Origin of the sequence: Pseudomonas sp. StFLB209 (assembly GCF_000829415.1) — a bacterium.
GTDB lineage: Bacteria > Pseudomonadota > Gammaproteobacteria > Pseudomonadales > Pseudomonadaceae > Aquipseudomonas.
Genome location: NZ_AP014637.1, coordinates 3,850,533 through 3,877,164, shown reverse-complemented (window position 1 = coordinate 3,877,164; position 26,632 = coordinate 3,850,533). Strand labels below are relative to the sequence as shown.

Annotated in this window: 24 protein-coding genes; 8 read left to right on the top strand and 16 right to left on the bottom strand. The window is 57.9% G+C overall.

Annotated elements, in window-relative coordinates:
• Positions 1-2: 2 nt before the first annotated feature.
• The 6 genes from flgE to PSCI_RS17350 all read right to left on the bottom strand — a co-directional run bounded on the left by flgE (position 3) and on the right by PSCI_RS17350 (position 5,147).
• The gene (gene flgE / locus PSCI_RS17375; protein ID WP_045489356.1) at positions 3-1,385 is read right to left on the bottom strand and encodes a flagellar hook protein FlgE; all 1,383 of its coding nucleotides are present in this window, start codon (positions 1,383-1,385) and stop codon (positions 3-5) included.
• Between the two features lie 28 nt (positions 1,386-1,413).
• Positions 1,414-2,103: a flagellar hook assembly protein FlgD gene (locus PSCI_RS17370; protein WP_045489354.1), complete on the bottom strand. Its 690-nt coding sequence runs from the start codon at positions 2,101-2,103 to the stop codon at positions 1,414-1,416.
• Between the two features lie 14 nt (positions 2,104-2,117).
• Positions 2,118-2,561 carry a flagellar basal body rod protein FlgC gene (gene flgC, locus PSCI_RS17365; protein ID WP_045489353.1) on the bottom strand — a complete coding sequence of 148 codons (444 nt, stop codon included), beginning with the start codon at positions 2,559-2,561 and terminating at the stop codon, positions 2,118-2,120.
• Positions 2,562-2,564: 3 nt separating this feature from the next.
• A complete protein-coding gene (gene flgB / locus PSCI_RS17360) occupies positions 2,565-2,975 on the bottom strand; it encodes a flagellar basal body rod protein FlgB (RefSeq protein ID WP_045489352.1) in 411 nt (136 codons plus the stop codon).
• 368 nt (positions 2,976-3,343) lie between these two features.
• A complete protein-coding gene (cheR, locus tag PSCI_RS17355; protein ID WP_045489351.1) occupies positions 3,344-4,171 on the bottom strand; it encodes a protein-glutamate O-methyltransferase CheR in 828 nt (275 codons plus the stop codon).
• A 43-nt stretch (positions 4,172-4,214) separates the two neighbouring features.
• The gene (locus PSCI_RS17350) at positions 4,215-5,147 is read right to left on the bottom strand and encodes a chemotaxis protein CheV (protein WP_045489350.1); all 933 of its coding nucleotides are present in this window, start codon (positions 5,145-5,147) and stop codon (positions 4,215-4,217) included.
• Positions 5,148-5,226: 79 nt separating this feature from the next.
• On the opposite strand from PSCI_RS17350, the gene flgA reads away from it, so the two are divergent.
• The 4 genes from flgA to PSCI_RS17330 all read left to right on the top strand — a co-directional run bounded on the left by flgA (position 5,227) and on the right by PSCI_RS17330 (position 7,827).
• Positions 5,227-5,985 (top strand): flagellar basal body P-ring formation chaperone FlgA, encoded by a 759-nt coding sequence (gene flgA, locus PSCI_RS17345; protein ID WP_045489349.1) that lies wholly within the window; start codon positions 5,227-5,229, stop codon positions 5,983-5,985.
• 185 nt (positions 5,986-6,170) lie between these two features.
• Entirely contained in the window at positions 6,171-6,488 is a 318-nt protein-coding gene (flgM, locus tag PSCI_RS17340; RefSeq protein WP_045489348.1) for a flagellar biosynthesis anti-sigma factor FlgM, read from the top strand.
• Between the two features lie 42 nt (positions 6,489-6,530).
• The gene (locus PSCI_RS17335) at positions 6,531-6,998 is read left to right on the top strand and encodes a flagella synthesis protein FlgN (protein WP_045489345.1); all 468 of its coding nucleotides are present in this window, start codon (positions 6,531-6,533) and stop codon (positions 6,996-6,998) included.
• 82 nt (positions 6,999-7,080) lie between these two features.
• The gene (locus tag PSCI_RS17330) at positions 7,081-7,827 is read left to right on the top strand and encodes a flagellar brake protein (RefSeq protein WP_144403273.1); all 747 of its coding nucleotides are present in this window, start codon (positions 7,081-7,083) and stop codon (positions 7,825-7,827) included.
• 154 nt (positions 7,828-7,981) lie between these two features.
• Here PSCI_RS17330 and PSCI_RS17325 read toward each other — a convergent pair whose 3' ends face one another.
• The 7 genes from PSCI_RS17325 to PSCI_RS17295 form a co-directional block, all read right to left on the bottom strand.
• Positions 7,982-9,316, bottom strand: a complete 1,335-nt coding sequence (locus PSCI_RS17325; protein WP_045489341.1) for an MFS transporter — start codon at positions 9,314-9,316, stop codon at positions 7,982-7,984.
• Between the two features lie 126 nt (positions 9,317-9,442).
• The gene (locus tag PSCI_RS17320) at positions 9,443-10,684 is read right to left on the bottom strand and encodes a glutamine synthetase family protein (protein ID WP_162484357.1); all 1,242 of its coding nucleotides are present in this window, start codon (positions 10,682-10,684) and stop codon (positions 9,443-9,445) included.
• Positions 10,685-10,876: 192 nt separating this feature from the next.
• Positions 10,877-11,599, bottom strand: coding sequence for a TylF/MycF/NovP-related O-methyltransferase (locus PSCI_RS17315; RefSeq protein WP_045489334.1), 723 nt, complete (start codon positions 11,597-11,599; stop codon positions 10,877-10,879).
• Positions 11,596-12,462: a hypothetical protein gene (locus PSCI_RS17310; RefSeq protein ID WP_045489331.1), complete on the bottom strand. Its 867-nt coding sequence runs from the start codon at positions 12,460-12,462 to the stop codon at positions 11,596-11,598. Before PSCI_RS17310 ends, PSCI_RS17315 begins: the two co-directional genes overlap by 4 nt.
• Positions 12,463-12,569: 107 nt before the next feature.
• A complete protein-coding gene (locus tag PSCI_RS17305; RefSeq protein WP_045489328.1) occupies positions 12,570-13,262 on the bottom strand; it encodes a sensor histidine kinase in 693 nt (230 codons plus the stop codon).
• Positions 13,259-14,860 carry a tetratricopeptide repeat-containing response regulator gene (locus PSCI_RS17300; protein ID WP_045489325.1) on the bottom strand — a complete coding sequence of 534 codons (1,602 nt, stop codon included), beginning with the start codon at positions 14,858-14,860 and terminating at the stop codon, positions 13,259-13,261. The genes PSCI_RS17305 and PSCI_RS17300 overlap by 4 nt, the downstream gene beginning before the upstream one ends.
• Positions 14,861-15,180: 320 nt before the next feature.
• Complete coding sequence (locus PSCI_RS17295; RefSeq protein ID WP_045494503.1) at positions 15,181-15,861, bottom strand: TIGR04211 family SH3 domain-containing protein; 681 nt, start codon at positions 15,859-15,861, stop codon at positions 15,181-15,183.
• Between the two features lie 428 nt (positions 15,862-16,289).
• On the opposite strand from PSCI_RS17295, the gene ppnN reads away from it, so the two are divergent.
• Positions 16,290-17,663, top strand: a complete 1,374-nt coding sequence (ppnN, locus tag PSCI_RS17290; protein WP_045489322.1) for a nucleotide 5'-monophosphate nucleosidase PpnN — start codon at positions 16,290-16,292, stop codon at positions 17,661-17,663.
• Here ppnN and PSCI_RS17285 read toward each other — a convergent pair.
• On the bottom strand, positions 17,645-18,526 hold the full coding sequence (locus PSCI_RS17285) for a helix-turn-helix domain-containing protein (RefSeq protein ID WP_045489319.1): 882 nt from the start codon (positions 18,524-18,526) through the stop codon (positions 17,645-17,647). The genes ppnN and PSCI_RS17285 overlap by 19 nt on opposite strands.
• 141 nt (positions 18,527-18,667) lie before the next feature.
• On the opposite strand from PSCI_RS17285, the gene pobA reads away from it, so the two are divergent.
• Entirely contained in the window at positions 18,668-19,852 is a 1,185-nt protein-coding gene (pobA, locus tag PSCI_RS17280) for a 4-hydroxybenzoate 3-monooxygenase (RefSeq protein WP_045489317.1), read from the top strand.
• A gap of 241 nt (positions 19,853-20,093) precedes the next feature.
• Here the strand turns inward: pobA and PSCI_RS17275 are convergent, their stop codons facing one another.
• Positions 20,094-22,583, bottom strand: a complete 2,490-nt coding sequence (locus PSCI_RS17275; protein WP_052483415.1) for a beta strand repeat-containing protein — start codon at positions 22,581-22,583, stop codon at positions 20,094-20,096.
• Positions 22,584-22,850: 267 nt separating this feature from the next.
• Positions 22,851-24,833, bottom strand: coding sequence for a calcium-binding protein (locus PSCI_RS17270; protein ID WP_045489314.1), 1,983 nt, complete (start codon positions 24,831-24,833; stop codon positions 22,851-22,853).
• Positions 24,834-25,130: 297 nt separating this feature from the next.
• Here PSCI_RS17270 and PSCI_RS17265 point away from each other — a divergent pair, with 297 nt between their 5' ends.
• Positions 25,131-25,652, top strand: a complete 522-nt coding sequence (locus PSCI_RS17265; RefSeq protein ID WP_045489313.1) for a sigma-70 family RNA polymerase sigma factor — start codon at positions 25,131-25,133, stop codon at positions 25,650-25,652.
• Positions 25,653-25,658: 6 nt separating this feature from the next.
• Positions 25,659-26,630, top strand: a complete 972-nt coding sequence (locus tag PSCI_RS17260) for a FecR family protein (RefSeq protein ID WP_045489310.1) — start codon at positions 25,659-25,661, stop codon at positions 26,628-26,630.
• Positions 26,631-26,632: the final 2 nt, after the last annotated feature.

The following is a 26,632-nucleotide window of genomic DNA, read 5'->3' as shown; positions in this document are numbered from 1 at the left end:
GATTAGCCAACCATCTGGATAGTCGTTTGCAAGATCGTACTTTGAGTGGAGATTGTCTTGGCGTTGGCCTGATAGTTACTTTGCGCCTTGATCAGGTTGACCAGCTCAGCCGTCAGATCGACGTTCGACTCTTCAAGTGCCTGGCCGGTTATATAACCCAGAGTACCGGTTTCCGGCGGACCGCTGACCGGCACGCCAGAGGCAAAAGTTTCACGCCAGTTGGTGCCACCGGCCGAGGCCAGGCCTTGCACGTTGGCAAAGCTGGTCAGCGACACCTGACCAATAACCTTCGACTGGCCGTTGGTGTAGGTGGCGAACAGATTACCTGTCGAGTCAACGCTCATGGCACTGATCTGGCCAGTAGCGTAGCCGTTCTGGCTCTGGGTAATCAGACCGGAAACCGACGCAGTCTGGCTGATACCGGTCATGTCCAGCTTGATCCCGGTCGCCGAACCCGTGGCGCCGTTTTCAGCCCATACCGGGTTGGCGGCAGTACCGGTCTGGATCAGCGGCTTCCAGTCAGCGACCTGAAAGGTACCATCAGCATTGAGGGTGACCTTGCTACCGCTGACAGGCTGCGGAGCATTTGGATCAGCAGCATCCACATCACCTGTCGTAGTACGCGGCAATGACAGATTACCCGCCGAGTCAAATTTGAAGTCCACTCGGTCCAACTGCGGATCGACCGGAGCGGTCGGGTCAGCTGGCGAAATGTTTTGCCCGTCAACCAAGGTGTACATCGACCACGAGTTTACCCCAGTCTTGACAAAGTAACTCTCCAGCTTATGAGCGTTACCTTGCGAGTCGTAGATAGGCGTATCGTACTTGAGGTTATAACTCTTGGTGTCCGTTGGGTCGAACGTCGTGATGCTCGGTGCAGTGGTCGTGGAGTTCAGGTTGGCCACGTTGGTGATCATACTGGTCGTACTCGGCGCCAGGTTCGAAGAATCGACCCGCAGGTTCGCCAGCGTACCCACTACAACATTACCGTTGCCATCAACGTTGTAACCCTGCAGGTTCATCCCTTCACTATTGATAACATAGCCGTCTTTATCAGTGTGGAATGCGCCGGCACGAGTATAGAGCTTCTCGCCGCTGTTGCTGAGCTGGAAGAAACCATTACCGTTAATGGCCAGATCCAGACTATTACCGGTCCCGGTAGTCAGGTTGCCCTGCTGGAACTGCTGGGACACAGAGTTGACCGTTACCCCACTGCCAGTGTTGACGTTGCCGGAGGTACCACGAATCGACTGAGCATATTGATCGCCAAACTCGACACGCGACCCCTTGAAACCGGTCGTTGCCACGTTGGCAATGTTGTTGCCGGTGACATCGAGATTCTTGTTCGCCGCATAGAGCCCACTAAGGCCGATATTGAATGACATTTACCACTCCTCGCCGCTTGGTCGGCTCTTACAATCCGATTGTCTGTACTTTGGACAACGCGATACTGCTACCGCCCGCCAGGTTAAGGGTCATGTCAGCGCCAGTGGACGACATCTTCACGCTACTGACGGTCGCCGGCAGGTAGGTGGTCAACGCGGTGCCGCTGCCATTGATCGAGGCATTGGCACTAAAGGTATAAGTGCCAGCCGGGAATGCAGTACCGTCATCCTTGAGACCATCCCACGTAAAGCTCTGCGTACCGGCAGACTTCGACCCCATATCAATGGTATCGACCAGATTCTTTTCGGCGTCGTACACACTGATCTTGGTTGAAGTGCTCGATGCTGGCAGAACCACAGAACCGGTCAGCCCCTTGCCCGCCTCCACATAGACACTGCCCGCATCAACCATCACTGAGCGACCGACCAGCGAAGACGCCTGCAGCGCCTGCGAAGACTTGTAGGTGGTAGCAATCGCATCCACCGACGAGGTCAGGTTCTGCATGCTTTCCAGGCTACTGAACTGCGCAAGCTGCGACACGAACTGGGTGTTGTCCTGAGGATCCAGAGGGTTCTGGTTCTTCATCTGGGTCACAAGCAGTTGCAGGAACGCGTCTTTGCCCAGCGCGCTGGTGCCGGTTTTCTGCTCGACCTTGGTGGAGGTCGGATTCTGCAACGAATTGACGAATTTCGCGGATACGTCGTTTTCAACGGCCATGTTTCATCTCTCCGTCACTGACCCAGCGTCAGCACTTTCTGCATCATGGTTTTAGCGGTGTTCATGATCTCGACGTTAGTCTGGAAAGACCGACTGGCGGAAATCATGTTGGCCATTTCTTCAACGACGTTGACGTTGGGGTAGTAAACGTAGCCATTCTCGTCAGACGAAGGATGATCAGGCTCGTAACGCGCTTCCAGATTAGAGCTGTCCTCGATAATCCCGGCGACTTGCACACCTTGGCCGGCCTGGCCCTGATCCTGAAACAGCGAACCACCAGACACCGACTGTTGCCCCTGCAGCACGGTGGCAAACACCGGATGACGGGCGCGGTAGGTCTGATCCATGCTCGAAGAGACGGTTTCGGCGTTGGCGATGTTACTGGCCGTGGTGTTCAGACGCGTGGTCTGGGCACTCATGGCACTACCGGCAATGTTGAACACATTGGTCAGCGACATGGATTACTCTCCGCGAAGGGCCGAGACCAGGCCCTTGAACTTGCTGTTGAGCAGCGTAAAGCTGGCCTGGAAACTCATGGAGTTCTCGGTGTAGCTGGCCTGTTCGACCTGAGCATCGACGGTGTTCTGGTCCAGCGAAGGCTGAGTGGCGGTGCGGTACATCAACACGCCCTCCAGATCACTGCCAGCCCCTTGCGCTGCGATATGGCGACCATTGGTGGTATTCATCGCGAACTGGCCCTTGCTGGCCTTCTCGCTCTCGGCAGCCAGCACCGCAGAAAACTCCAGGTCACGCGCCTTGTAGTTAGGGGTATCGGCGTTGGAGATGTTGTTGGCCAACACCTCGGCGCGTTGTGCACGGAAGTTCAGTGCCTTCTCGTGGATACCCAGTGCTTTATCGAAGCTGATGCTCATGTCGGGAAACCTTTACCGGTTGACCTGATGTTCGTAGCTCTGAGAAAGCAAGCTGCGTGCCAGTTCCTCAAAAGCCATATTTACCGGGGGCTGGAGCCCGTCGGCGGAAGCCGCTGCCAGAAAAGCGGCAAGAGTTTTCCTCTCCAGGCGGGCCATACGGCAAACAAGGTGCCGTTTTTTTGCCAGTATCGGCAGGCGACAACCGTTCAGCGCGGCGCTTTCGTTAGCAAGAGCCAAAACGGCTGCGGGAGCGGCGCCCGGTCCTGTTATGGATGGGCGTCGCTCCCGCAGATGGCTGACTGTATTCGCTGTATTCGCTGTATTCGCGACTAAAGTCGCTCCTACCGATCCTACCGATCCTACCACTCCTACTTGGCTTTGTAGATGATCCCCGGGCTGCACTGGACCATTTGATAATAATCCGGCAAACCGTTCAGCGCCTCGGAGGCCCCCAGGAACAGGTAGCCGCCCGGCTTGAGCGTGCCATGAATGCGTAACAGGATGTCCTTCTTCACCTCGGCAGAGAAGTAGATCAGCACGTTGCGACAGAACACGATGTCGAATTTGCCCAGGCTGGCATAGCTGTCGAGCAGATTGAACGGGCGAAACTCCACCCGGTTCTTGATCGGCGCCTTGACCGCCCAGCGTGCCGGCCCCTTGACATCAAAGTAACGCTGCAAGCGGTCTGGCGACAAACCACGACCAATGGCCAGGCTGTCGTACTCACCGCTTTTACAGTTATTGAGCATTGCACCGGACAAATCGGTCGCCACGATCTGCACCCCCGACTTGAGCTGGCCAGGATTGCTACGCTCGAACTCATCAATCGACATCGACAGCGAGAACGGCTCCTGCCCCGAAGAACAGGCCGCCGACCAGATACGCAGACGCTGGCCGGGGCTGGCCTTGATCTGCTCGGGCAGCACCTTGTTTTTCAGAACCTCGAACGGATAGGTATCACGAAACCACAGGGTTTCGTTGGTCGTCATCGCGTCGATCACCTGCTCCCGCAGACCGCTGCGCGGCTGGCTCTGGATCCGCTGCACCAGCTCACTGAGGGATTTGATGCCCTGCTGCTCCAACAGCTTGTTGAGACGGCTGGACACCAGGTATTGCTTGTTCTCCCCCAGCAAGATGCCACAGGCTTTTTCCAGAAAGACCCGGAACTGCTCAAAATCCAAATTACCCGTAGACAAAGGTGCCGCCTCTCAAATCATGTAATCGACCAGGGACACACCCCTAGCTGTGGTCTGCTGCCTTGATCCTGGCAACCACTCGGGCCGCCAGATCGTCAGGCCGGAATTTCGCCAGGAAATCGTCGGCGCCGACCTTCTTGACCATCGCCTGGTTGAACACCCCAGACAACGAGGTGTGCAAAGTGATGTGCAGATTCTTCAACCGCGGATCGCTGCGGATCGCTGCTGTCAAGGTATAGCCATCCATCTCCGGCATTTCAATGTCGGAGATCATCATCAGGAATTCTTCTTCGGGGTTCTTGCCCTCGGCCAGCATCGCCTGCAGGTAGTCCAGCGCCTGACGCCCGTCGTTGAGTGCCACAACCTCGACACCTACGGTTTCGAGGCAGCGACTGACCTGCTTGCGCGCCACCGACGAGTCGTCGACCGTCAATACCCGCAGCGAAACGGCCTTGTGATGAATCTCTTCATCGATCACACCCGACGACACCGACTCGCTGATCGGCGCCACCTCCGCAAGAATCTTCTCGACGTCGATGATTTCCACCAGCTGATTGTCCACCCGCGTCACTGCCGTCAGGTAATGATCGCGGCCGGTGCCCTTGGGTGGCGGATGAATCTCTTCCCAGTTCATGTTGACGATGCGCTCGACCGAGTGCACCAGAAAACCCTGAACCTTGGTGTTGTATTCAGTAATGATGACAAAGGAGTTTTCGAGCGAAATCATCCCCGCCGAACCGGTGGCCATGGCCAGGTCCATGATCGGAATGGTACCGCCGCGAATATTCGCCACGCCCCGCACGATCCTGCTCGACTTCGGCATGATGGTGAGCTTGGGGCATTGCAGCACTTCTTTGACCTTGAATACGTTGATCCCGTAGAGCTGCTTGCCCTGCAGACGAAACAGCAGCAACTCCAGGCGATTCTGACCAACCAGCTGCGTGCGCTGGTTTACCGAATCCATAACTCCCGCCATGCCCTGACCCCCTTACCTCTGCCATCGTTCACCACGTACCAGGTTTGGTAAGCGGCACGGGCCTTGCTTTTTATACGTCATGAATGCCAAGACGACAATTTTTCGACACGCCGCATTAGAAACCCGCCGACTGCTGGGTGCAATCGTCATGCTGAGTCTTTTTTGCGCAACAACACCGGGCAATGCACAGAGTTTTACTCTGCCTGAACAGCTTATCGGCGTCACCGAGGGGTTTCTTGAGTACACAGTTCAAGAGTATTTAACGACCAATCAGATTCAGGGTCGTCATGAAATCCAGGTCCGCTCCCTGGACCCGCGCATGCGCATGGCGTTTTGCGACAAGGATTTGACAGCGAGCCTGGAGAGCCCGCGCCCGGTGGGTCGGATATCAGTGCGAGTCCGCTGCGAGGGGTCTGCGCCCTGGACCGTGTTTGTGCCGGCCCAGGTCAACCTGTACCGCGAGGTCATCACCACTACCCGCCCGCTCAAACGTGACACCGTCATCAGCGAGATGGACGTGACGCTGCGCGAGCGCGATATCAGCTCACTGGGTCTGAGCTATATGACCAGCCTGGACCAGGCAATTGGCCAGAAGCTGGTCCGACCAGCGGTCGTCGACCAAGTGCTGTCACCGAACTTTCTCGAGCAACCGGCTATGGTACGCAAAGGCGACCATGTAGTGATCATCGCTCGCAGCAGCAGCCTGGCAGTGCGCATGCCCGGCGAGGCGCTGTCCGATGGCGGCTTCAACGAGCAGATCCGGGTCCGCAACCTTAATTCAAACAAGGTCATCAAGGCCCAGATTACCGCCCCGGGACAGGTGGAAGTGGCCATGTGAGAGGTAACGAGAGGCATCTGATACTGGTGCGCGGCAGCGGTTTTTTCTAGACTGCCAGGCAGGTCCGAATAGCCAGGGGCGACTTTTCAGCTCCTGCATTCGTGCATTGCCATAATGTGCCTAAAGTTTTTTCCTGGGTGGCCGAAAACAAGGCAAGCGTCCAGAACACCCAGAGGTTTACGATCATGCCCATAGATTTCAGTCGACTAGGTAATTCACAACCACTTGGCGGTGCATCACGCACCGGCAACAGCCGAGAAGCCGGCAAAACCGACGTACCTGCTACGATCGGTGATAGTGCCAATGTAAAAAATGCAGGTGAATCCGTTCACCTGAGCAGCGAGGCTCAACAGTTGCAAGGTATCACTGACAAACTGCGCGACCTGCCAACCGTCAACAGCGCTCGCGTTGCCGAGCTCAAACAGGCGATTGCAGACGGCAGCTACACCGTGGACAGCAACCGTCTGGCCAGCAAACTGCTCAACTTCGAGGCCTTGAGCTAAAGCCGAGGCATCCTCCGGACGCTTGAAAAACCAGAGCATGCGATGCAAGACACAACGTTACTGCAGATGATTACGGATGATATGGCCCCGACACGCCAGTTGCTCGATCTGCTCCAGGCAGAGTCGCTGGTACTGCACGGCCGGGACATGACCGAGATGGAGCAGGTGCTGGCGAAGAAGCAGGCACTGGTCGTCCAGTTGGAGCAGCATGGGCGCAGGCGTAGCCAGGTGCTGGCTGGCCTCGGCTTGCCGACCAACCGGGCCGGTCTCGAAGAGCTGGCCAGCCAGTCTGCGGTAGGCGAGCAGTTGCTGCAGGCAGGCGATGAGCTGGCCAGTCTGATTTCCGATTGCCAGGCACTCAACGAGCAGAACGGCAAACTCATTCAGTTGCAACAGATGACAACCGCTCATCAATTGCGCATCCTGAACGGCGGCGACACACCGACGCTGTACGATAACCGCGGTTCGACCGCTGGAAGAGCCCGGCCTCGCCCACTCAGTCAGGCGTAACTTGCTATTCAAGTCGCCCTGCGTGATGGCAGAATGCTCTTATTCAGCGTTGCCGTAGTTTTTTGCCTGGAGATGCTTAAACGTGAATGGTTTAGCCGCGGATGATGCTCCGCAACCCCCAAAGGTTCTCAATACGCCTTTGGAAATTGCCTCCAACCTGCGGTTGCTGATGGAAAGTCACGATCCACTGATCATTACCTTCCATGACCGTGCCCAGCGCTTCCAGAGCTACCTGGTCGAGGTTGACCGCGACACCGGGACCATCGGCCTGGACGAAATGATCCCGCGCGATGGCGAACGTTTTTTGACCAATGGTGAATCCTTTCGCGTCGAAGGCTTTCATGACGGCGTACGTATCGCCTGGGAATCCACCGCACCCGCAACCCTGATTGACACACCCGAGGCACGCTTCTATCGCACCCCGCTGCCTGATGAAGTGGTCTATCACCAGCGCCGCAATGCGTTTCGCGCTGCACTGAAGCTGTCGCATCTGGTCGATATCGAAATCGGCGGCGACAAGCTCAAGTCACCTCTGGTTGGCAAACTGCTGGATATTTCCGCTACCGGTTGCAAGCTGCGCTTCGAAGGTGACATTTCTGACCGTATGCAATTGGGCCAGGTCTATGAGCGGTTTATCGCCAAGCTTCCGTTCGGCGCCATGACCGCCCCGGTGGAACTGCGCTATCTGCATTTCGAGGAGCGTTTTCACACGACCTTTGCCGGCGTACGCTTCCATAACATGAGCGGCCTGGTACAACGCCAGGTCGAGCGCTTTGTCTACCAGTTGCAACGCGAAGCGCGCCGCTTCGACAAGGACGACGATTTCTGAGTCGTCTGCCGCTCCCGACCTCGGGAGCGGCATTGATTCCAGCATGTTGATTTTCCAGTGGCAACGAGCAAGCTCGCGAAAGCTGTTTCTCAGACGCTACAAATTCTGCACCTGACCCGGCCCTTTCGCGACCAAGGTCGCCCCTACATCTACCTTAGCCCTGCTTGCGCTGCGACTCATCAAGCTCTTCCACCGGCTCAGTGCCACTCTCAGGCTCGGCATCGGTGTCAGCCTGCATCTTGTCCTGCACAACCTGCTCATCGACCCGAGGGTCAAGGGCCACCGACAGCGGTGAACTGGCCATGCTGTCGGGCATTGCCACGTGCTGCAAAGGTGCATTCTCGACTTCATGCAGGCGGGTAACGGCTTTGGGACGGATCAACAGCACCAACAAGGCCGCTACAGCACAAATGAAGGCATACAGCATGTTGCCGCCAAAGGTACGCATCAGCACACCCGCCAGCAATGGTCCGATACTTGCGCCGATGCCATAGGTCATCAGCAACATGGCGGTCAGCGAAACCCGCCGTTCAGCCTCAACGTGGTCATTGGAGAAAGCGACCGCCAAAGGATAAAGACTGAACTGCATCAGTGCGGCCAGGAAGCACACGATAAACAGCACCTCTACCGGCACATCGGCCAACACCACCAACGGCAGACTGAACAGCACCAGCAGCGCCGCAATGACGCGAATCAGCAACGCCCGGTCAAACCGATCCGATAACAGCCCCAGCGGCCACTGCACGATAAAGCCGGCCAGAATGCAGCAGCCCATGAACAGACCCACCTGCTCGGTCGGCATCCCGTGCCCTGCGGCATACACCGGCGCCAGGCCATAGAATGCGCCAAGCCCCAATCCTGCGCCCAGCACGGTGGTCAGTGACTGCGGCACACGCTTCATGAAAAACAGCGGCTCCAGCGGCGCCGGGTGTAACGGTGCAGGGTGAATACTGCGGGTCATCGCCACCGGCACCAGGCACAGGGCAAAACACATCGCCACCAGCATCAGCAGCTCAGGGCCCAACTGTGGATGCACCACCAGAATCAGTTGCCCCAGTACCAGCCCCAGGTAGGAAGCGATCATGTAGCCGCTAAAGACAATACCGCGCTGGCTGGCATTGGCCTGCTCGTTGAGCCAGCTCTCGATGACCATGTATTGGCACATCATGCCAAGGCCGACAATCAGACGCAGCCCCAGCCAGGCCGGCAACCAGTCGGTCAGGCCATGGCCCAGCACCGCCGCACCGACGATCCCGGCGCAGGTGGCATAGGCACGGATATGGCCGACCCGGCCGATCAGCCGGTGGCCGATCTTGCCGCCCAGCACCAGGCCGACGTAATTGGCTGCCATCAATCCACCCACCCACAGGCTATCAACCTGATCGGCCGCCAGGCGCAAGGCCAGGTAGGTACTGAGCAGGCCGGAGCCGATCAACATCATCAGTGAAGCGAAGTACAGCGCTCGAAACGATTTCCAGATTTGGCGCATGGTAGTCCCGACTATCAAAGTTGCCCGTGTGGGCATGGTCAATCATTCGCAGCGCGGTGCCTGTAGGACTGGCTTGAGCCGGGAATGGTTTCGATCCGACTGCCGGCCAAAGACAATACTGGTCGCTCAGATCTGGCTGCCAAGCACTCGTCTTTCCCAGGGCGTGATTTCATCGAGAAAGCTTGTCAGCTCCAGGGTCTTGCTGGCAACGAAGCCTTCGATGAACGCCTGCCCGAACAGTTCCTTGGCCAAGGTGCTGCGCTCAAGCCGCAACAGCGCCTCCTGCAAGGTGACGGGCAGCCGGAGGGCCGGCGGCACATCGATTTCGCCCTGGACCGGCGCCGCTGGCTCCAGAGCATGCTGCAGACCGTGCCAGCCCGCTGCCAGGCTGGCAGCAATCGCCAGATAAGGATTGGCATCAGCACCGGGCAAACGATTCTCCACCCGCCGCGCCTCGGGACCACTGGACGGAATGCGCAACCCGGCCGCGCGGTTGTCATGAGACCAGCACGCATTGTTCGGTGAGGCATAGGGATGAAACAGACGCTGGTAGGAATTGACGTTCGGCGCGAACAATGCCGTGAAGTCCGCCATGCACGCCTGCTGCCCGCCGATAAAGTGATGAAAAGCCGGCGTTGGCTGACCATCCGTATCGCTGAACAGATTACGCCCCGAGGCAACATCAACAACGCTCTGGTGAATGTGCATCGAACTACCCGCCGCCTGGGCCAGCGGCTTGGCCATGCAGACCACGCTCAGGCCATGTTTGAGCGCCACTTCCTTGAGCAGGTGCTTGAACAGGAAGGTCTGGTCGGCCAGCAACAGCGGATCACCGTGCAGAAGATTGATCTCGAACTGGCTGACGCCCATTTCATGCATGAAGGTGTCGCGCGGCAGGCCGAGCGCCGCCATGCAGGTACGCACTTCGGCAAAGAATGGCCGCAGACCATTGTTGGAGGTCACGCTGAAAGCCGAGAAGCCCTGCTCACGCCGGCCATCAAGCCCTACAGGGGGCTGGAAAGGCTGCTGCGGATCAGGATTGGGCGCGAAAACGTAGAATTCCAGCTCAGTGGCAACCACCGGCGCCAGCCCCTGCCCGGTATAACGAGCCAGTACCGACTTGAGCACGCTACGGCTAGACAACCCGCAGGGCTGGCCGTCCAGCTCCACAGCATCACAGATCGCCAAAGCGCGATCGCCGTCGCTCCAGGGCAACCGATAAACGTGCTGCGGATCAGCGACCAGTGCCAGGTCGCCGTCATCGCTGCCGTAGAACTTCGCCTGTGGATAGCCACCCATGATGCATTGCAGCAACACGCCGCGCGCCATCTGCAACCGTCGTCCGCCGAGAAAGCCCTCGGCGGTCATCACCTTGCCACGCGGTACGCCATTGAGGTCGGGAGTGATGCATTCGACTTCGTCTACCCCGGCCAGCGCCTGCGGCGCGGCTGAGTGTTCTTCGCAGGCCATTGCCTCGTTCCTTGATATCCAGTCTGGCGAACCGCGAGATTAGGCAGCAGGCCAACGAATTTCAATGGCCACAAACAAGTTGCATAGCAATCAGACCCTGAAATAACCAACGCTGGAGTCGAACGGCAGGCGCTTGAGCTCTACCTTATTCAGGTCCAATACTTCACGCAGGGCTGTAGTCTCGCCAGGGAAATTACGGTAAGCAACTTCGTCAAGCACCACGATAGCGCCCTTGGGCATATAGGGCAGGAATGTTTCCAGCGCCACTTTGGTTGAAGAGTACAGATCCGTATCGAGGATCAGCATGGCCACGACCAGATCGGGACGGGTTTTGGGGAACGCTGGCACGGTCTCCATGATATCGCCCTTGATGATTTCGCAACGCGGAATGCGGTTGACCGGCCGCACCAGATCATTGGCATCGATCATGTCCTGAATCAGCGACTCGTCGGTGTCGGAGAACATGCTTTCGTTGATGTCCTTGGGGTCCTCTTCGGCATCGATACTTGCAAAGCCGGAGAAGGTATCGAAGCCGATGATCGAACGATTGATCGCATAAGGCTCAAGAATCATCGACAGGTGCATGTAGAGCATTAGCGAATTGCCCTTGTACACCCCGCACTCGATGATCGCGCCGGGCACATCGTGAATCATTTTGAACAGTTCCATGCGCGACAAGGCTGCCGTCACAGTAATGCGATTTGCAAACACGAACGGAGCATCGGCCACATACTGCGAGTCTACCCGCTTGAGGACGCTGGCGCGCTTTTCGTTGTATTCAACTTCAGCGGCGGTCAGGCGGCGCTTGGTCATGGATTGACTCCTTTGAACTGGGAAAAATCGCTGGCATGGAAAAACTGGGACAGGCCGGCTTCGGCTTCTCGCACCTTGTTATCAACGTTGATCGCACCACGGCCGGCCAACAGGTCGGCAATATGAATCAAGCGAAAATCGACACTGAAACGAGTCTTGTTGGTGTGGTTGGCCACCGTACCGTGCAAATGCGCTGACGAAAACAGCAAGATATCACCGGAATTACCGGCCACACGCAACTCGGAGGCGGTGGACAACTCTTCGAGCGGCAACGGATGCACCCGTACCTCTTCGGTTACATTAGCGGTCGCCAAAGGGCGCTGCACATTGATCCAGTGCGCCAGGCTCCAGTCGGCCGACGAGTTTTTCACCGCCACATCGAAATAGGCAGGATTGATCATCATCGTTTGTTCCGGCTCGATGCTATAGACCGGCATCCAGGTGTTGATCTGGCATTCGGGGCTGCCATACCAAGTATCACGATGCGGCTTGTAGGCGTAGCTAACTCCGGCATGCAGGTAGTCATAGTTGGGCACTACACGAATGCGTGGCACATCGAAAAGATAATCTTCAGGCGCCAAACCCAGGTCCACTATGAACTGGCGAATCATATCCTTGACTTGTTGGCAGTTGGTGAACTGGCCTTTGAGGCGCTGCACCAGACTGACAAATTCCTCCACCGGCATCATCGTGTGCAGAGCCTGATGATCGGTTTCACCGTTGAACGCTGCCGTAATGCTTTCTCTGGCGAAGGCACACAGGGACTCGGCCATTGGCAGATCGGTATCGAGGAAAATATCGCCGCGGTAGATCGCATGACGGAAGTCCGGCTTATTGCGGACTTGATTGATGTACAGATTCACATCAGCCCTCCTGTTGATTGCTCACGCTTGGTAATCGGCTGAAATCACCATAACTGAAGCGTGGCAAAGGGCCTGTTCAAATCGGGGACGATGTCGACGAATTGCCTTTACGGCAAATACAACGTAAACAACCCGCCCCCCAACGCCCCGCCATTGGCCAGCTCAACCCGGCCTGCCACCCCGTTACGCGCGTGCAGGCTGGCGATATGACCGGCAAAGTACAAGCCCAGACCGGTGCTGCCACTGATCGGGTTGATGCCTTGCACCAGCTCATGCTGGTGTTCGATCATCGACGCCGGATACCCCCGGCCATCGTCATTGATCGTGATGAACAGCTCACCGCCCTGCTCACCGGCGGTAATGGCAATCGCCTTGTCGGCGTAGCGAATGGCATTGACCATGATGTTATTAAGCACTGAGCCGATCAGCTCCCGGTCAAAGAAGCCCAGCGGGGTCAGACCATCGACGCTGTAGCTGGCCGAAATGCCGCGACTGTCGAGCACTTCTTTATGGTGCACCAGTTGCGCTTCGATGAAGTCATCCAAGTCGTGGTAGTCGGCCTGCATCGGCAACTGGTTGACGCCCAGTTTGTAGAGCCCCAGCAGTTGCACCAACATGCCATTGAGGCGGGCGAACTCGTATTCCATGACCCCGTGCTCGGGGTGCTCTAGCTGCTCCTGACTCAGGCGCTCCACCCAGTTGTGGTGGGCCTGGCTGAGGATGGTCAGGGAGTTTTTCATGTCATGCACCGTGGAGGCGATGACCATCGAGAAGTCCGGGCCTTGCGGTTGATCAATCATGCACCAAATGCCCTTTCCTTGAGTTTCTGGTAGCGCGGGTAGCGCGCGTCAGTTTCTGGCATTTTGCCGACCATGGTCAGCGATGCCCGGCACTCTTGCAGCGCTTCGGCGCTCAAGCTCTGGCCTGGGTGCAACAGCGACTGGGCAAGGTTCAGCGCAATACTGATGTTCTTCGGCTGCAGCGCCAGAGCCTTGCGAAACAGCTCCTGGGCCTCGGACAACTGACCGGCTTTATAGCTGCGTACGCCCTGAACGTTCAAGTCGATGGCGGCCTTGTTGGCACCGAGTATCTCGGGATCATCAGTCAGGCTGGCCAGGGTTTTCATGACCTGCGGGTCATCACCGTAGATCTCTGCGGTGTTTTTCAACACGCCGGCACCCGCCTGCTCCTGACCCAGTTGCTTGAGCTGGCTCGCAACCACCATGGCGGCGTCGGCGCTAAGAAACTGGCTCATGCCATCGAGCCGCGCCACAGCCTGTTCGGTGAGCTTGGCGGCGGTTTCCGGGTCCGAGTGTTGCAGGCTGGCGGCCTTCATCAAGCGCGCACGTACCTGCAAGCCCTCGTCATTGGCATGTTCCTTGGCCACATCGCCCAGCGCCTGGTTGATTTCCGCACGGGCGCGCACATCAAGGCCCTGATCGCCGCCTTTGTTGATCAAGGCATGGGCCAGGCCCAGATTGGTTTCAGGGTTTTTGAAGCGCGAGAACTGGCCCTGGGAAACCGCCTGACGGTAAGCCCGCGAGGCGCTCTCGAAATCCTGGTTATCCATGGCCAGCTTGCCGAGCATCGTCTGCCGGCGTACCGCCAGCGGCGACAGGCGCACGGCGGTCTCCAGAACACTCTGGGCGCGCTTGGTTTCACCACGGGCCATCAGCACATCGGCCAGCCCGTCGAACAGCGCAGGAAACATCGGAAAAGCCTTGGTGGCCTGCTCGTAGACCCCTTGCGCATCGGCGGTGCGGCCACGCTTGAGCAACAGGCTGCCGAGCATGCCGTAGGCCCACGGCGTGGGCCGGTCGGCAATGATCGAGTTGAGCAGGGCTTCGAGCGGCTCGACCTGATTGAGGTCGCGCAAGGCAGCAGCCTTGTAGCGCAGGCACAACGGCGCCAGGCGCGGGTCCTGCTTGGCCAGATTGACGCAGGCCGCCAATACCTCGGCAGGCTTGCCGCGGTCCAGCGCCTGGAAGATCGGCTTGAGCAGGGTCTTGCGCTGGACCATCTTCTCGATGCGCTGCGCGAGCCCGGCACGGTTGAACGGTTTGGTCAGGTAGCCATCCGGCTCCCACTCCAGAGCACTCATGACCATCGCCTGACTATTCTCGGCGGTGACCATGATAAATACGCTTTCATAACTGAGCAGTCGCTCGGTCATCAGATCTTCAAGCACTTGCTGGCCATTCTTGCGGCCGTCACCCAGATTGAAATCGTGCAGGACGAAATCGTAGCGCTTCTCCGAGCACATCTTCAGCGCCTGTTCGCCGGTGTCGGCCGTATCCACTTCCTTGACGCCCAGCTCACGCAGCATTGACCTGACCGAACTGCGGAAGTCGGAAAAGTCATCGACGATCAGAAAGCTTTTTTGGTTGTACGCCAGCATCCAGGGTCCTGTCTTCAAGGGGGTGCGAAATCGGCTCTGCGGGTTTGGGTCCCGGGTTCGACACGATTCTGAGGGCGCAGATAATAACTAACGGCACAATGCCATCAAACTGATTTTCCTGCGCCCGTTCGGCTACCTGCCTGATGGACAAGTTAGCAAAGCCAAAAAGTTTTTCGACCTTGAAGCGGGAAACTGTAGAGCGAAATCACAGTTAGACGCCTGGAAAGCGGATTTTCTTCAGTTTTCAGCGGCCATCAGGCACGCAAGCCCGTGTACTTGCGAACCCGATGGCGGCTATCGAACGCCCGGATAGATGACTGTCAGACCCAGCCGTCGTTGCGTTTGCGCTTGCGGCTCATGGCCGGCAGGATCAGACCGATCAGCAGGCCGACCCCGGCAATGCTGGCGCCGTAGACCATGTAACTCATCAGCGCCTGCTGGTTTTCGATACCCAGCCGTGCCTGAGTATCACGCAGCTCGGACTGCGCCTGGGTCAACTGCTCGGTCAGTCCCTGGCTGCGAGCCTCAAGCTCATCGATCAGTTTCTTGCGCGAATCCATGGTTTCCTGCATGCCTTGCACGCGAGCCTTCCAGGTGTCGTCGATCTTGGCCAACTGGTCGGTCAGTTGTGCCACCTGACTGGTGAGCTGTGGCAGCCGCTCGGACTGACCGGGTTCTTCCTGCAGGTCACTGGTCAGAATCCACACAGTGCTGCCACCCTCGCCGCGGATCTGGCTGTAGGAACCCTGGCTACCGAGCAACTCGACCTTCTGCCCGGATTTGAGCGTGCCGACAATCCGGTGGCCATCAGTCGGGCCGCTGCGTACGTAGGTATTGAGGCTGTCGCTGATCCAGCGGTCATTGGCGGCCGCCTGCAGCGATTGCGAACCCAGCAGGCCCAGCAGCGCGAGAAACAGCCCGGCACGCAGGTGGCGACGTGGCGGGTTTGACAGGAACAGGCCGGGCGCGCGGGCCAGCAGTGAGGAAAAATGACGAGGCATGGCAGTGACTATCTTCGCTGAATAAAACAAAGGCCGCGGTGAACGGGCCGGCGCACGATGGGCATCCATGACGGGACTTTGCGTGCAACTCCTGCAGCCGCCGGATGTCAGCAGTACACGAGCACCATGGCCGCAAGGCCAGGCCTCGAATCAGCAGGCCGTCGAGAATCCATCGCTCTACAGACCCTGTAAAAGGTGTCAGGTTCATTACTGGCCGATATCGGCGTCAATTTTCAGCCGCAAGGCGTTCCCGGCAAGATATTCACCAGAGTGGTTTTCTTGCGGCACAAATGCTGGCAATACTGCGCAGGGTTTGCTTTGCAGCGCGGCTGCCAGCAAGAATAGCCCTCAAGCGTTAACGTCGCTGATGTTCACCATCAAGGTGCCACCGACACAGTGTCGGCGGCATCGCTCTAATGGAAAATAGAATGCTCCCAAGACAAGTGATCAACGCCTCGGTCAGCCCCAAGGGCAGCCTTGAAACGCTCTCCCAGCGCGAAGTCCAGCAACTCTCCGCCGCCGGCTCCGGCAGCGTTTATAGCCTGTTTCGCCAGTGCGCCCTGGCAATCCTCAATACCGGCGCGCATGTCGACAACGCCAAGACCATTCTGGAAGCCTACGAGAGCTTCGAAGTCCGTATTCACCAGCAAGATCGCGGCGTACGTCTTGAATTGCTCAACGCCCCGGCGGATGCCTTCGTTGATGGTGAGATGATCGCCAGCACCCGTGAAATGCTGTTCAGCGCCCTGCGCGATATCGTCTATACCGAAAGCGAACTGGACAGCCAGCGCATCGACCTGAGCTCCTCGCAAGGCATTACCGACTACGTGTTTCACCTGCTGCGCAACGCTCGCACCCTGCGTGCCGGCGTCGAGCCGAAGCTGGTGGTCTGCTGGGGCGGCCACTCGATCAACACCGATGAGTACAAGTACACCAAGAAGGTCGGCCACGAGCTGGGCCTGCGCAGCCTGGACATCTGCACCGGTTGCGGCCCGGGCGTGATGAAAGGCCCGATGAAAGGCGCCACCATTGCCCACGCCAAGCAGCGCATTCACGGCGGCCGCTACCTGGGCCTGACCGAGCCGGGCATCATCGCCGCCGAAGCACCGAACCCGATCGTCAACGAACTGGTGATCCTGCCGGATATCGAAAAACGCCTGGAAGCCTTCGTGCGCGTCGGCCACGGCATCATCATCTTCCCCGGCGGTGCCGGCACGGCCGAAGAGTTCCTGTACCTGCTGGGCATCCTCATGCACCCGGCCAACCAGGACCTGCCATTCCCGGTATTGCTCACCGGCCCGAAAAGCGCTGAAGCCTACCTGCATCAACTGGATGCTTTCGTCCAGGCCACCCTTGGCGAAGCCGCGCGCAAGCACTACAAGATCATCATCGACAATCCGGCCGAAGTCGCCCGGCAGATGGCCCACGCCCTGAAAGTGGTCAAGCAGTTCCGCCGCGAGCGTAACGACGCGTTCCACTTCAACTGGCTGCTGAAAATCGACGAGAGCTTCCAGCATCCGTTCGACCCGACCCACGAAAACATGGCCAGGCTCAAGCTCAGCCACGACGTGCCGCCGCACGAACTGGCGGCCAATTTGCGCCGGGCGTTTTCCGGGATCGTCTCGGGTAACGTCAAGGACAAAGGCATTCGCCTGATCGAAGAGCACGGCCCCTATCAGATTCATGGCGACCCGGCGATCATGCAGCCACTGGACAAACTGCTGCAGGCGTTCGTCGAACAGCACCGCATGAAGCTGCCCGGTGGCGCGGCCTACGAGCCATGCTATCGGGTGGTGAGCTGATCGCGAAACTGCCGGGGCGAGACTCCGGCAGCACGCTTGAAGAACCGGGTGAAATACGCCGGTTCCGAAAACCCCAGGCTGTCGGATAGCTGATTGATGGTCATGGTGGTGTACACCAGGCCACGCCTGGCTTCGAGTAGCAGGCGCTGGTTGATGATCTGCAACGCAGACTGGTCCGCCAGCCGCCGGCACAGCGCATTGAGGTGCGCGGCACTGATACCCAGGCGTCGCGCATGCTCCTCGATTGACCAGTGCAGACGAAAACTTTCTTCGAGTTGATGCATGAAACGCTGCAAATGCTCACGCCCCCGGTCGGGGGAGCCCGCCGCCTGCCCTGCGCCACTTTGCTCACTGCGCCGGCATAACCACACCAGCAACTGATTGATCAGCGCCTGCAGCATCAGCTCGCGACCGACCCTGACCTGATGGTACTCACTGACAATCGCGCTGAATAACCGGTCAAGCTCGGGTGAATCGTCACCCGGCCCGTGACAAAGCGGGGTGGCCAACCTGAAACCGTCCAGCGCAGCCTCCAGTTGCTCCACCAGCGGCATCGCCAGGGTCAGAATGTGGCCCTGGATGGTGTCCGCGAACCGAAAGGTATGCACGCTCAGGGCCGGCACGACCTGCAGCACCGGCCCCTCGACCTCACGTACCACCTCCTCAACCTTGAGCAACGCCCGCCCCGACTGCACATACAGCAGTTGCACCAGATCACTGTGCCGGTGTGGCTTGATTTCCCAGTCGTGCAGGCTGCTGCGCTCGGCAATCGATTCGCAATGGATCAGATCGGGTGTCGGCCAGACGACCGTCTCGCCGTACAGCTTGAACACCGGGATGTTGCTGCCAGGCCGGCCGGACATTCAGATAACCCTCGAAAAATCCAGATAATGCGCTGGATAGTGCCTTCTTATGCGGTATCCATCCATTAAAAATACAGGAGACAACAACAACGACAGCCCGCAGACCCTTGGTGTGCAGGGCGCAAAGACAGGACAACAACAATGAAAACCCAAGTCGCGATCATCGGCTCAGGCCCGTCCGGGCTGTTGCTGGGCCAACTGCTGCAACGTGCCGGCATTGCCAACATCATCATCGAACGCAAAGACCCCGCCTACATACTCTCGCGCATTCGTGCCGGCGTGCTGGAACAAGGCATGGTTGAGCTGCTGCGTGAGGCCGGTGTCGGCGCACGTCTGGACGAAGAAGGGCTGGTACACGACGGCTTCGAACTGGCCTTCGATGGCCGCTGCGAACGCATCGACCTCAAGCACCTGACCCAGGGCAAGACCGTGATGGTCTACGGCCAGACCGAAGTGACCCGCGACCTGATGCAGGCCCGCGAGGCCGCTGGCGGCACCACCCTATACGACGCCGACGATGTGCAACTGCATGACCTCAAGACCGACCGACCCTACGTAACCTTCACCCGCAATGGCGAAAGCCAACGGGTCGACTGCGATTACATCGCCGGGTGCGACGGTTTTCATGGCGTATCCCGCCAGTCAATCCCGGCCGACAGCCTCAAGGTCTTCGAGCGGGTCTACCCGTTCGGCTGGCTCGGCGTGCTGGCCGACACCCCGCCGGTCAACGAAGAACTGGTCTACGCCAACCACCCGCGTGGTTTTGCCTTGTGCAGCATGCGCTCACCGACCCGCACCCGCTATTACGTGCAGGTCGGGGCAGAGGAAAAGGTCGAAGACTGGTCGGACGAACGCTTCTGGAACGAGCTGAAAACCCGCCTGCCCAACCATCTGGCCGAACGCCTGATCACCGGCCCGTCCATCGAGAAGAGCATCGCGCCGCTGCGCAGCTTCGTCGCCGAACCCATGCAGTACGGCCAGCTGTTTTTGCTCGGCGATGCCGCACACATCGTCCCGCCCACCGGTGCCAAGGGGCTGAACCTGGCGGCCAGCGATGTCAGCACCTTGTACCGCATTCTGCTCAAGGTCTACCGCGAGGGCCGCACCGACCTGCTGCAACGCTATTCACAAATCTGCCTGCGCCGGGTCTGGAAAGCCGAACGGTTTTCCTGGTGGATGACCTCGCTGCTGCACAAGTTTCCAGGCACCGACGATTTCAGCCAGCGTATTCAACAGACTGAACTGGATTACTACGTGGGTTCGCAGGCCGGGCGGCAGACCATTGCCGAGAATTATGTGGGGTTGCCTTACGAGGCGGTGGAATGAAAAAGGGATGAGTCCGTTGCCGGGCTCATCCCTTTTTGCCGCTAGGTTCATTACTGTTCGGATAAACGCTGCGGACCCGGTGGGAACTTGGCTTGCCGACGAATGCTGCGGTATATCCTTAGCAAATATGGCGGATTTGATAGCCCTTTCGGGGGCTAGCCCCCTTCCACCGAGACCGAGTCAGACTGAAATATTCCTTAACCGAACAGTATTGCCGCTAGGTTAGTTCAGTGGTTTGAGATCAAGCTAACGAAGATGTCGTAGGACTGAGACCTGACAGACTGATGAGCTGCATATCGGCAGTCTGAACATGCTCGATGGTGTCGTAGCCAGCAAACCAGTCCTTGAGCAGAACCCCTTCCTGTGGCGTCTGCCCAGCGGCCAAGCTGTAACGATGCAGGTAGAGATCGTTGCCAATCTGGTCAAACAGGAGCTCGCTGCTTGTGATTTGCGACAAAACCAGTTTGTCTCCATAGCTGGCACCATCATCCTGAATCATCACAAGTTTCGTCGTTCTAACAGTATAGGTATCGCTACCCTCTCCGCCATTGGCCCAACCGCTAGAGTGAAGCACCAACTGGTCACTACCCGAACCGCCAAATAGCGAGAAGTCCAAGCCCGTACCGGTCAGCACGTCGTTGCCATCCCCGCCATCAGCCATGCCATGGACAACCGTGATAACGTCGCCGCCAGCTTCGCCATACACGCGACTGCCCAGATCATTGGCAGCAGTAACAATGGTGTCGTTCCCATTACCGCCGTAAAGGGTGTCTGCCTGGGGTCCATTGGTCTGTCCAACCAGAGTGAAGGAACCGATTTGGGATGCCAGCCCGCCAAATATGTAATCGCCCCCCTCACCGCCTTCGATAATATCGTCGCCCAAACCGCCTTCCAGATAATTGACCCCAGCGTCTCCGGTCAACGCATCATTGAAGTGGCTACCCACTAAGCGTTCGATGTTTGATAAAACATCACCCTCAGCATCGCCGCCTTGATTGGATTGAGTTTGCAGATTGATGGTAACCCCGGCGGCGCTGGTGATGTACCAGACGCTGTCATGCCCCTCACGTCCATCAATGGTGTCAGCACCAGCACCACCGATGAAAGTGTCCGCCAGACGAGAGCCCGACAGGGTATCGCCGAACGTGCTGCCCTGAATGATCTCGATGCTAGCGTAAGTGTCGCCATCTGCGTCCCCTGCGTTGGTGCCGGTGAACAAGTCGACGGTCACTGCAGTTTCGGACAACTCATAGGTCACCATGTCTTGGCCGACTACGCCATTCCACCCGGTGGAAGAACTGTCGGCATAGAAAACGTCATTGAAATTCGATCCGCTGATCGCTTCAATATCAACGTAGGTATCCCCCGCAGCAAAACCACTGTGGATACCCGTTTTGAGATTGACCGTCACACCGGCACTAATGCTATCAGCATAGCCAGCCGTATCGTAGCCAGCGCCACCGATAAGCTGATCTGCACCCTCACCGCCATTTAGGGTATCGCTACCTGCTCCTCCGATGATTTGATCGTCTCCCGCACCGCCATAGAGTGTGTTGTTACCCGATCCTCCGGTGATGATGTTGTCGAGAGCGTTGCCGTAACCAGTGAACGCGCCGTTGCCAACATAGGTCAGGCGTTCGATGTTATCCGCCAATCTGGTACCCTGCTGATTCAGCACTGTCACGCGCACTTCATCATTGCCACCATTGGCCTGCTCAACAACGATCGGCGTGCCGTTGTGGCCGATGATGTAGGTATCATCACCCGCACCGCCTTCCAGGGTGACCATTGTTGAAATCGTCCCAATGGCAAGGGTGTCGTTGAAGGCCGAGCCGACGATACGTTCGATATTGTTGAGGACGGTACCTTCGGCATCACCGCCGATTCCCGCTCGTACATTGCCCACACTTACCGACACATCCACTGCACTGGCCGAGCCTGAGTAATCGACCGTGTCGATACCCCCCAGGCCATTGAAGTCCATACCGCTGCCGTCACCAACAAACGTGTCATTGGCATTCGAGCCCCAGATCACCTCGATGTCGGTATAAGTATCACCGGCTGCGATACCGCTCTTCTCACCGGTCTTGAGATTGATGGACACACCCGTTGTGCTGTCGTCATAGCCTACGGTGTCGTTACCGGCACCGCCGATAAACTGATCGGCACCAGCACCACCGTACAGCTTGTCGCCACCCGATCCTCCGGTGATGATGTTGTCGAGAGCGTTGCCGTAACCAGTGAACGCGCCATTGCCAACATAGGTCAGGCGTTCGATGTTATCTGCCAGTCTGGTATTCTGCTTACTCAGCACTGTCACGCGCACTTCATCATTGCCACCATTGGCCTGCTCGACGATGATCGGCGTGCCGTCGTGGCCGATGATGTAGGTATCATCACCCGCACCGCCTTCCAGGGTGACCATTGTTGCAATCGCCCCAATGGCAAGGGTATCGTTGAAGACCGAGCCGACGACTTTCTCGACGGTTTCCAGAATATCCCCTTCAGCATCTCCGCCCCGTCCGGCCAGTCCGACGCCTGCCCGCACATCTATACTGATGCCTTCGGCAGACTTCGAGTAATCAACTGTATCCGTTCCGACGCCACCCACGATCTTGTCCGCCCCGGCACTGCTATGGATCACATCATTACCGGCCAAACCGTTGATCTGATCACTGTCACTGGTGCCCGTCAGCGTATCTGCCCCGCTTGTCCCATTGATAACTGCCATTTACTGCTTCCTTGTCTTGATGATGAATGAGCGCGTTGTCATTTCGAGAGGGAAGTCGACACGGTCCATTCGTTTTCGGCTGCGGCAGCCGGAATGTAAGGCGCAAAACTCATTATGAATAAATATTACTTTACGTTTATCGAAGATATTTCTTGAATCAGAACCCGCCCCCGAAAGCAAGGTATTTGTCGATGAGCCAACTAAAGAGCAGACACCGCTCATACTTACTGCCAGCAGTCTTAGACTTCAGGGAAAAGTGACAGGTAATCAACCCATTACGAAGTCTGCCGTACCCTGACCGGTCAGATAAATGCGGGAATTATCCGAGGTATAGATATGCTCAATGCTATCGTAGCCGGCAAACCAATCCGTCAGAAGTACGCCCTCTTGCGGAGTCTCTACCGCAGTAAAGACAGAGCTATGCAGGTATAGGTCATCGCCGACACGATCAACCAGCAGTTGGCTATTGCTGATGTTCAAAAACAACGTATCGGAGTAACTGCTGCTGACGTCCCGAATCGTTACCAGATCCGAGGTCTCTACCCTATAGAAATCATCGCCCTCTCCGCCGTTGGCCGAACCACTGGCCTTGAACACCAGTTGATCGTCACCCGCACCGCCCAGTAGCGAGAAGCCCGTGCCCGTACCGGTCAGTTGGTCATTGCCATCGCCGCCATCGGCCAGGCCATGGGTGACAGTAATGGTGTCATCGCCAGCACCGCCGTACAGCGAATCAACACCCGCGCCACCCGTGATGACGTTACTGCTGTCGTTACCGATGCCGATGAACGCTTCATTACCGGTGTAGATCAGATTTTCTACGTTCGCGGCCAGCACAGTGCCGTTCGGGTTGCTTACCGAAACACGAACTTCGTCAATGCCGCCAAACTCTTCTTCAATAATGGTCGGTGTGATCGCAGTGTCGATGTAATAGATATCATCACCGGCGTTGCCTTCAAACGTGATGGCTGTACCGCGACTGTCTGCTCCGCTGGTAAAGGTGTCATTGGCGTTTGATCCGATGACAATCTCAATATTGGTCAGCGTGCTACCTTCAGCCTCTCCGCCGATGCCCACCGCACCGGCACCCTCGCGCACGTCAACGTTGATCCCCTCGTACGAAGTTGAGTAGTCGATCGTGTCGACACCGTCGCCGCCATCGAAATCGATAACATAGTCACTAACGCTGAAGAACGTATCGTCGTGGTCAGACCCTCTGATCGCCTCGATGTCGCTATAAAAATCGCCTGCAGCAATATCACTGGCATTTAAAGTCTTACTGTTGATCTGCAAACCGACAGAGCTGTCCACATAACTCACGGTATCGTAGCCATCGCCGCCGGAGAACCAATCGCCACCTGCGCCGCCGATCAGTATGTCGTTACCACCGCCGCCCAATAGCGCATCGTCACCCGCCCCACCACGAATGATGTTATCACCGTCATTACCAACCCCAAGATACGACTGATCACCGACATAAGTCAGATTCTCGATGTTCGCGGCCAGGACAGTACCATTTGGATTACCAACCGACACCCGCACTTCATCGATGCCGCCATCAGCGTGTTCGACAATGGGCGGTGTTTCTGTACCGTTGATGTAATAGGTGTCGTCGCCAGCGCCACCTTCAAACGTGATGTACGCTGCCCAAGCGTCCGCATTGCTGATAAAGCTGTCATCAAATGCAGAACCGATTAGCCTCTCGATATCAATCAGCGCACTGCCCTCGGCGGCGATGCTTGTAACGACCACACTGCCGTCGGCGCGAGTCTCGATATTCACCCCTTCAGTCGATGCCGAATAATCGACAGTGTCCTGACCATGGCCGCCATCGACATCCATAGCACTGCCATTAGCGACGAAGGTATCGTCGTAATACGAACCACTGATTGCCTCGATCTCGGTAAAGGTATCGCCTGCAGCGATACCGGAATGCTCCCCCGTGTGCAGATCAATAGTCACTGCTTCCATACTGTCGGAATAGCGCACCGTATCGTAGCCAGCACCACCGATAAATTGATCAGCGCCAGCACCGCCGTAAAAAGTATCGTCGCCTGCCGCACCGGTAATAATGTTATCGGCATCGTTACCAATGCCCGTGAAAGCGCCCTCACCAACATAAGTCAGTTTGTTAATGCCCGCGGGCAAGGCAGTGCCATGCGGGCCGTCGACCGAAATCCGCAGTTCATAAGTATCTTCATCTGTGCCGATCAGTATATTTTCGCCGGCTGTTCCATTGATTACTGCCATTTGCTGCTTCCTTGTCTTGATGGTGAACGAACGAGCGCTGTCGGCTTGCGGTGATCAAGCCTGCACCGTCCATTCGTTTTCGGCGGCGACCCGCCAAACGTAAGCTGTAACTTTCACTTTTAATAAATGTGACTTTGTGTTTCAGGAGGCTGTTTTGAAGCAGAATCGTGTGGGTAGAAATACTGTGCATCTGCGTCCATGACAGGCACTTATGCCCTGACCCGGCACGCCCGCCTTGCTGATGGCCATAGGCTGGTTTAACCTTGCGAATAATTCTTATCTACAGATGCATTCGCAATGGCCGCCAGCGAACTCCCTCTCAAGCAAGCCGTGCATGAGCTCTACACCGAGCACCATGGCTGGCTGTTCGCCTGGCTGCGCAAGAAGCTTGGCTGCCCGCACAATGCCGCCGACCTGTCGCATGACACCTTTGTGCGCATTATGGGTTCGCGCGAAAGCCTCGGGCGGTTGCGTGAGCCGCGGGCGTTTCTGACCACCACGGCGCGGCATCTGCTGATCGACCGCGCCCGGCGGCGCAAGATCGAGGACGCCTACCTGCGCGAGCTGGCGTTGACTGCCGATGTGCTGGAGCACTGCCAGCAGTCGCCGGAGCAGATTCTGCTGACCCTGGAATCGCTGGAGCACATCACCTTCGTGCTCGACGGTCTGCATGACAACGCCCGCCAGGTGTTCCTGCTGTATTTCCTCGAAGGCCGGCGTCAGGCCGAGATAGCCAGCCAGTTGGGCATCAGCGAGCGCATGGTGCGCAAGCATCTGCTCAATGCGCTGGTGCATTGCAATCATGCGCTGGACGTCTGAACCGGCATGACTCCTTTGCAAAACATCGAGCAGCAGGCCGCCGACTGGGTCATCCGCTGCACCGACGGCCCGCTTACGGATGCCGAGCGACAACAGTTCGAACACTGGCAAGCAATCGATGCGCGGCATGCGGCGGCTTTCGAGCGGCTGCAGACCTTCGTTGGCGGCGTGCAGTCATTACGCGCCAGGCAGGCACCGGCCCGGGCGGCGCTGAATGCCGGCGCGGTGGCGCGCCGACGCTTGCCGCTGCGCGGCGCGACCTGGGCGCTGTTGCTGGCCTTGCCACTGGCCCTGCTGCTGCGCAGCTATCCGCCTGCGGTGCTGCTCGCCGATCAACGCAGTGCGCCGGCGCAGTGGCAACAGCTGACTCTGGATGATGGTTCGCGGTTGGTCATGAGCGGCAACAGCGCGGTGGACATCGACTTCAGCCACAACCAGCGACAGATCAAACTGCTGCGCGGTGAAATCCTCATTGATGTGGCCCGTGACCACCAGCGCCCCTTCACGGTGGTGACCGAAGACGGACGCATGCGCGCCCTCGGCACGCGCTTTACGGTCAAGCGTGAACACGACTCAACGCTGCTGAGCATGCTCGAATCCAAAGTGGCTGCGCGCACTGCGCTGGCGCCTGAAGAGACCCAGGTCAGTGCCGGCGAGCAGGTTCGAATCACCCGCGAGCAGGTGCAACGGCTCAGCAGCATCGACCCGGCGGCGTTGTCGGCTGCCTGGCAACGCCATCAACTGGTGGTGGATGACCGGCCGTTGCCTGAAGTGCTCGATGAACTGGCCCGCCAGTATCGCGGCCATGTGCAGTTCGACCGCCAGCAACTGGCCGATCTGCGCGTCTCGGCGGTGCTGCCGCTGGATAACCCGCAGCAGGCCATGCGCCTGATCAGCGACGTGTTGCCAGTGCGTATCGAATCTTACGGGCCTTGGTGGTTGCAGGTCGAACGGATTGCGGCCTCGGCAGCAAAATAAAT

What these genes read in the sequence shown, in the direction of transcription:
- flgE (WP_045489356.1), bottom strand. Translation starts at nt 1,385, where the DNA reads ATGTCATTCAATATCGGCCTTAGTGGGCTCTATGCGGCGAACAAGAAT.
- PSCI_RS17370 (WP_045489354.1), bottom strand. Translation starts at nt 2,103, where the DNA reads ATGGCCGTTGAAAACGACGTATCCGCGAAATTCGTCAATTCGTTGCAG.
- flgC (WP_045489353.1), bottom strand. Translation starts at nt 2,561, where the DNA reads ATGTCGCTGACCAATGTGTTCAACATTGCCGGTAGTGCCATGAGTGCC.
- flgB (WP_045489352.1), bottom strand. Translation starts at nt 2,975, where the DNA reads ATGAGCATCAGCTTCGATAAAGCACTGGGTATCCACGAGAAGGCACTG.
- PSCI_RS17350 (WP_045489350.1), bottom strand. Translation starts at nt 5,147, where the DNA reads ATGGCGGGAGTTATGGATTCGGTAAACCAGCGCACGCAGCTGGTTGGT.
- flgA (WP_045489349.1), top strand. Translation starts at nt 5,227, where the DNA reads ATGAATGCCAAGACGACAATTTTTCGACACGCCGCATTAGAAACCCGC.
- flgM (WP_045489348.1), top strand. Translation starts at nt 6,171, where the DNA reads ATGCCCATAGATTTCAGTCGACTAGGTAATTCACAACCACTTGGCGGT.
- PSCI_RS17335 (WP_045489345.1), top strand. Translation starts at nt 6,531, where the DNA reads ATGCAAGACACAACGTTACTGCAGATGATTACGGATGATATGGCCCCG.
- PSCI_RS17325 (WP_045489341.1), bottom strand. Translation starts at nt 9,316, where the DNA reads ATGCGCCAAATCTGGAAATCGTTTCGAGCGCTGTACTTCGCTTCACTG.
- PSCI_RS17320 (WP_162484357.1), bottom strand. Translation starts at nt 10,684, where the DNA reads ATGACCGCCGAGGGCTTTCTCGGCGGACGACGGTTGCAGATGGCGCGC.
- PSCI_RS17315 (WP_045489334.1), bottom strand. Translation starts at nt 11,599, where the DNA reads ATGACCAAGCGCCGCCTGACCGCCGCTGAAGTTGAATACAACGAAAAG.
- PSCI_RS17305 (WP_045489328.1), bottom strand. Translation starts at nt 13,262, where the DNA reads ATGATTGATCAACCGCAAGGCCCGGACTTCTCGATGGTCATCGCCTCC.
- PSCI_RS17300 (WP_045489325.1), bottom strand. Translation starts at nt 14,860, where the DNA reads ATGCTGGCGTACAACCAAAAAAGCTTTCTGATCGTCGATGACTTTTCC.
- PSCI_RS17295 (WP_045494503.1), bottom strand. Translation starts at nt 15,861, where the DNA reads ATGCCTCGTCATTTTTCCTCACTGCTGGCCCGCGCGCCCGGCCTGTTC.
- ppnN (WP_045489322.1), top strand. Translation starts at nt 16,290, where the DNA reads ATGCTCCCAAGACAAGTGATCAACGCCTCGGTCAGCCCCAAGGGCAGC.
- PSCI_RS17285 (WP_045489319.1), bottom strand. Translation starts at nt 18,526, where the DNA reads ATGTCCGGCCGGCCTGGCAGCAACATCCCGGTGTTCAAGCTGTACGGC.
- pobA (WP_045489317.1), top strand. Translation starts at nt 18,668, where the DNA reads ATGAAAACCCAAGTCGCGATCATCGGCTCAGGCCCGTCCGGGCTGTTG.
- PSCI_RS17275 (WP_052483415.1), bottom strand. Translation starts at nt 22,583, where the DNA reads ATGGCAGTTATCAATGGGACAAGCGGGGCAGATACGCTGACGGGCACC.
- PSCI_RS17270 (WP_045489314.1), bottom strand. Translation starts at nt 24,833, where the DNA reads ATGGCAGTAATCAATGGAACAGCCGGCGAAAATATACTGATCGGCACA.
- PSCI_RS17265 (WP_045489313.1), top strand. Translation starts at nt 25,131, where the DNA reads ATGGCCGCCAGCGAACTCCCTCTCAAGCAAGCCGTGCATGAGCTCTAC.
- PSCI_RS17260 (WP_045489310.1), top strand. Translation starts at nt 25,659, where the DNA reads ATGACTCCTTTGCAAAACATCGAGCAGCAGGCCGCCGACTGGGTCATC.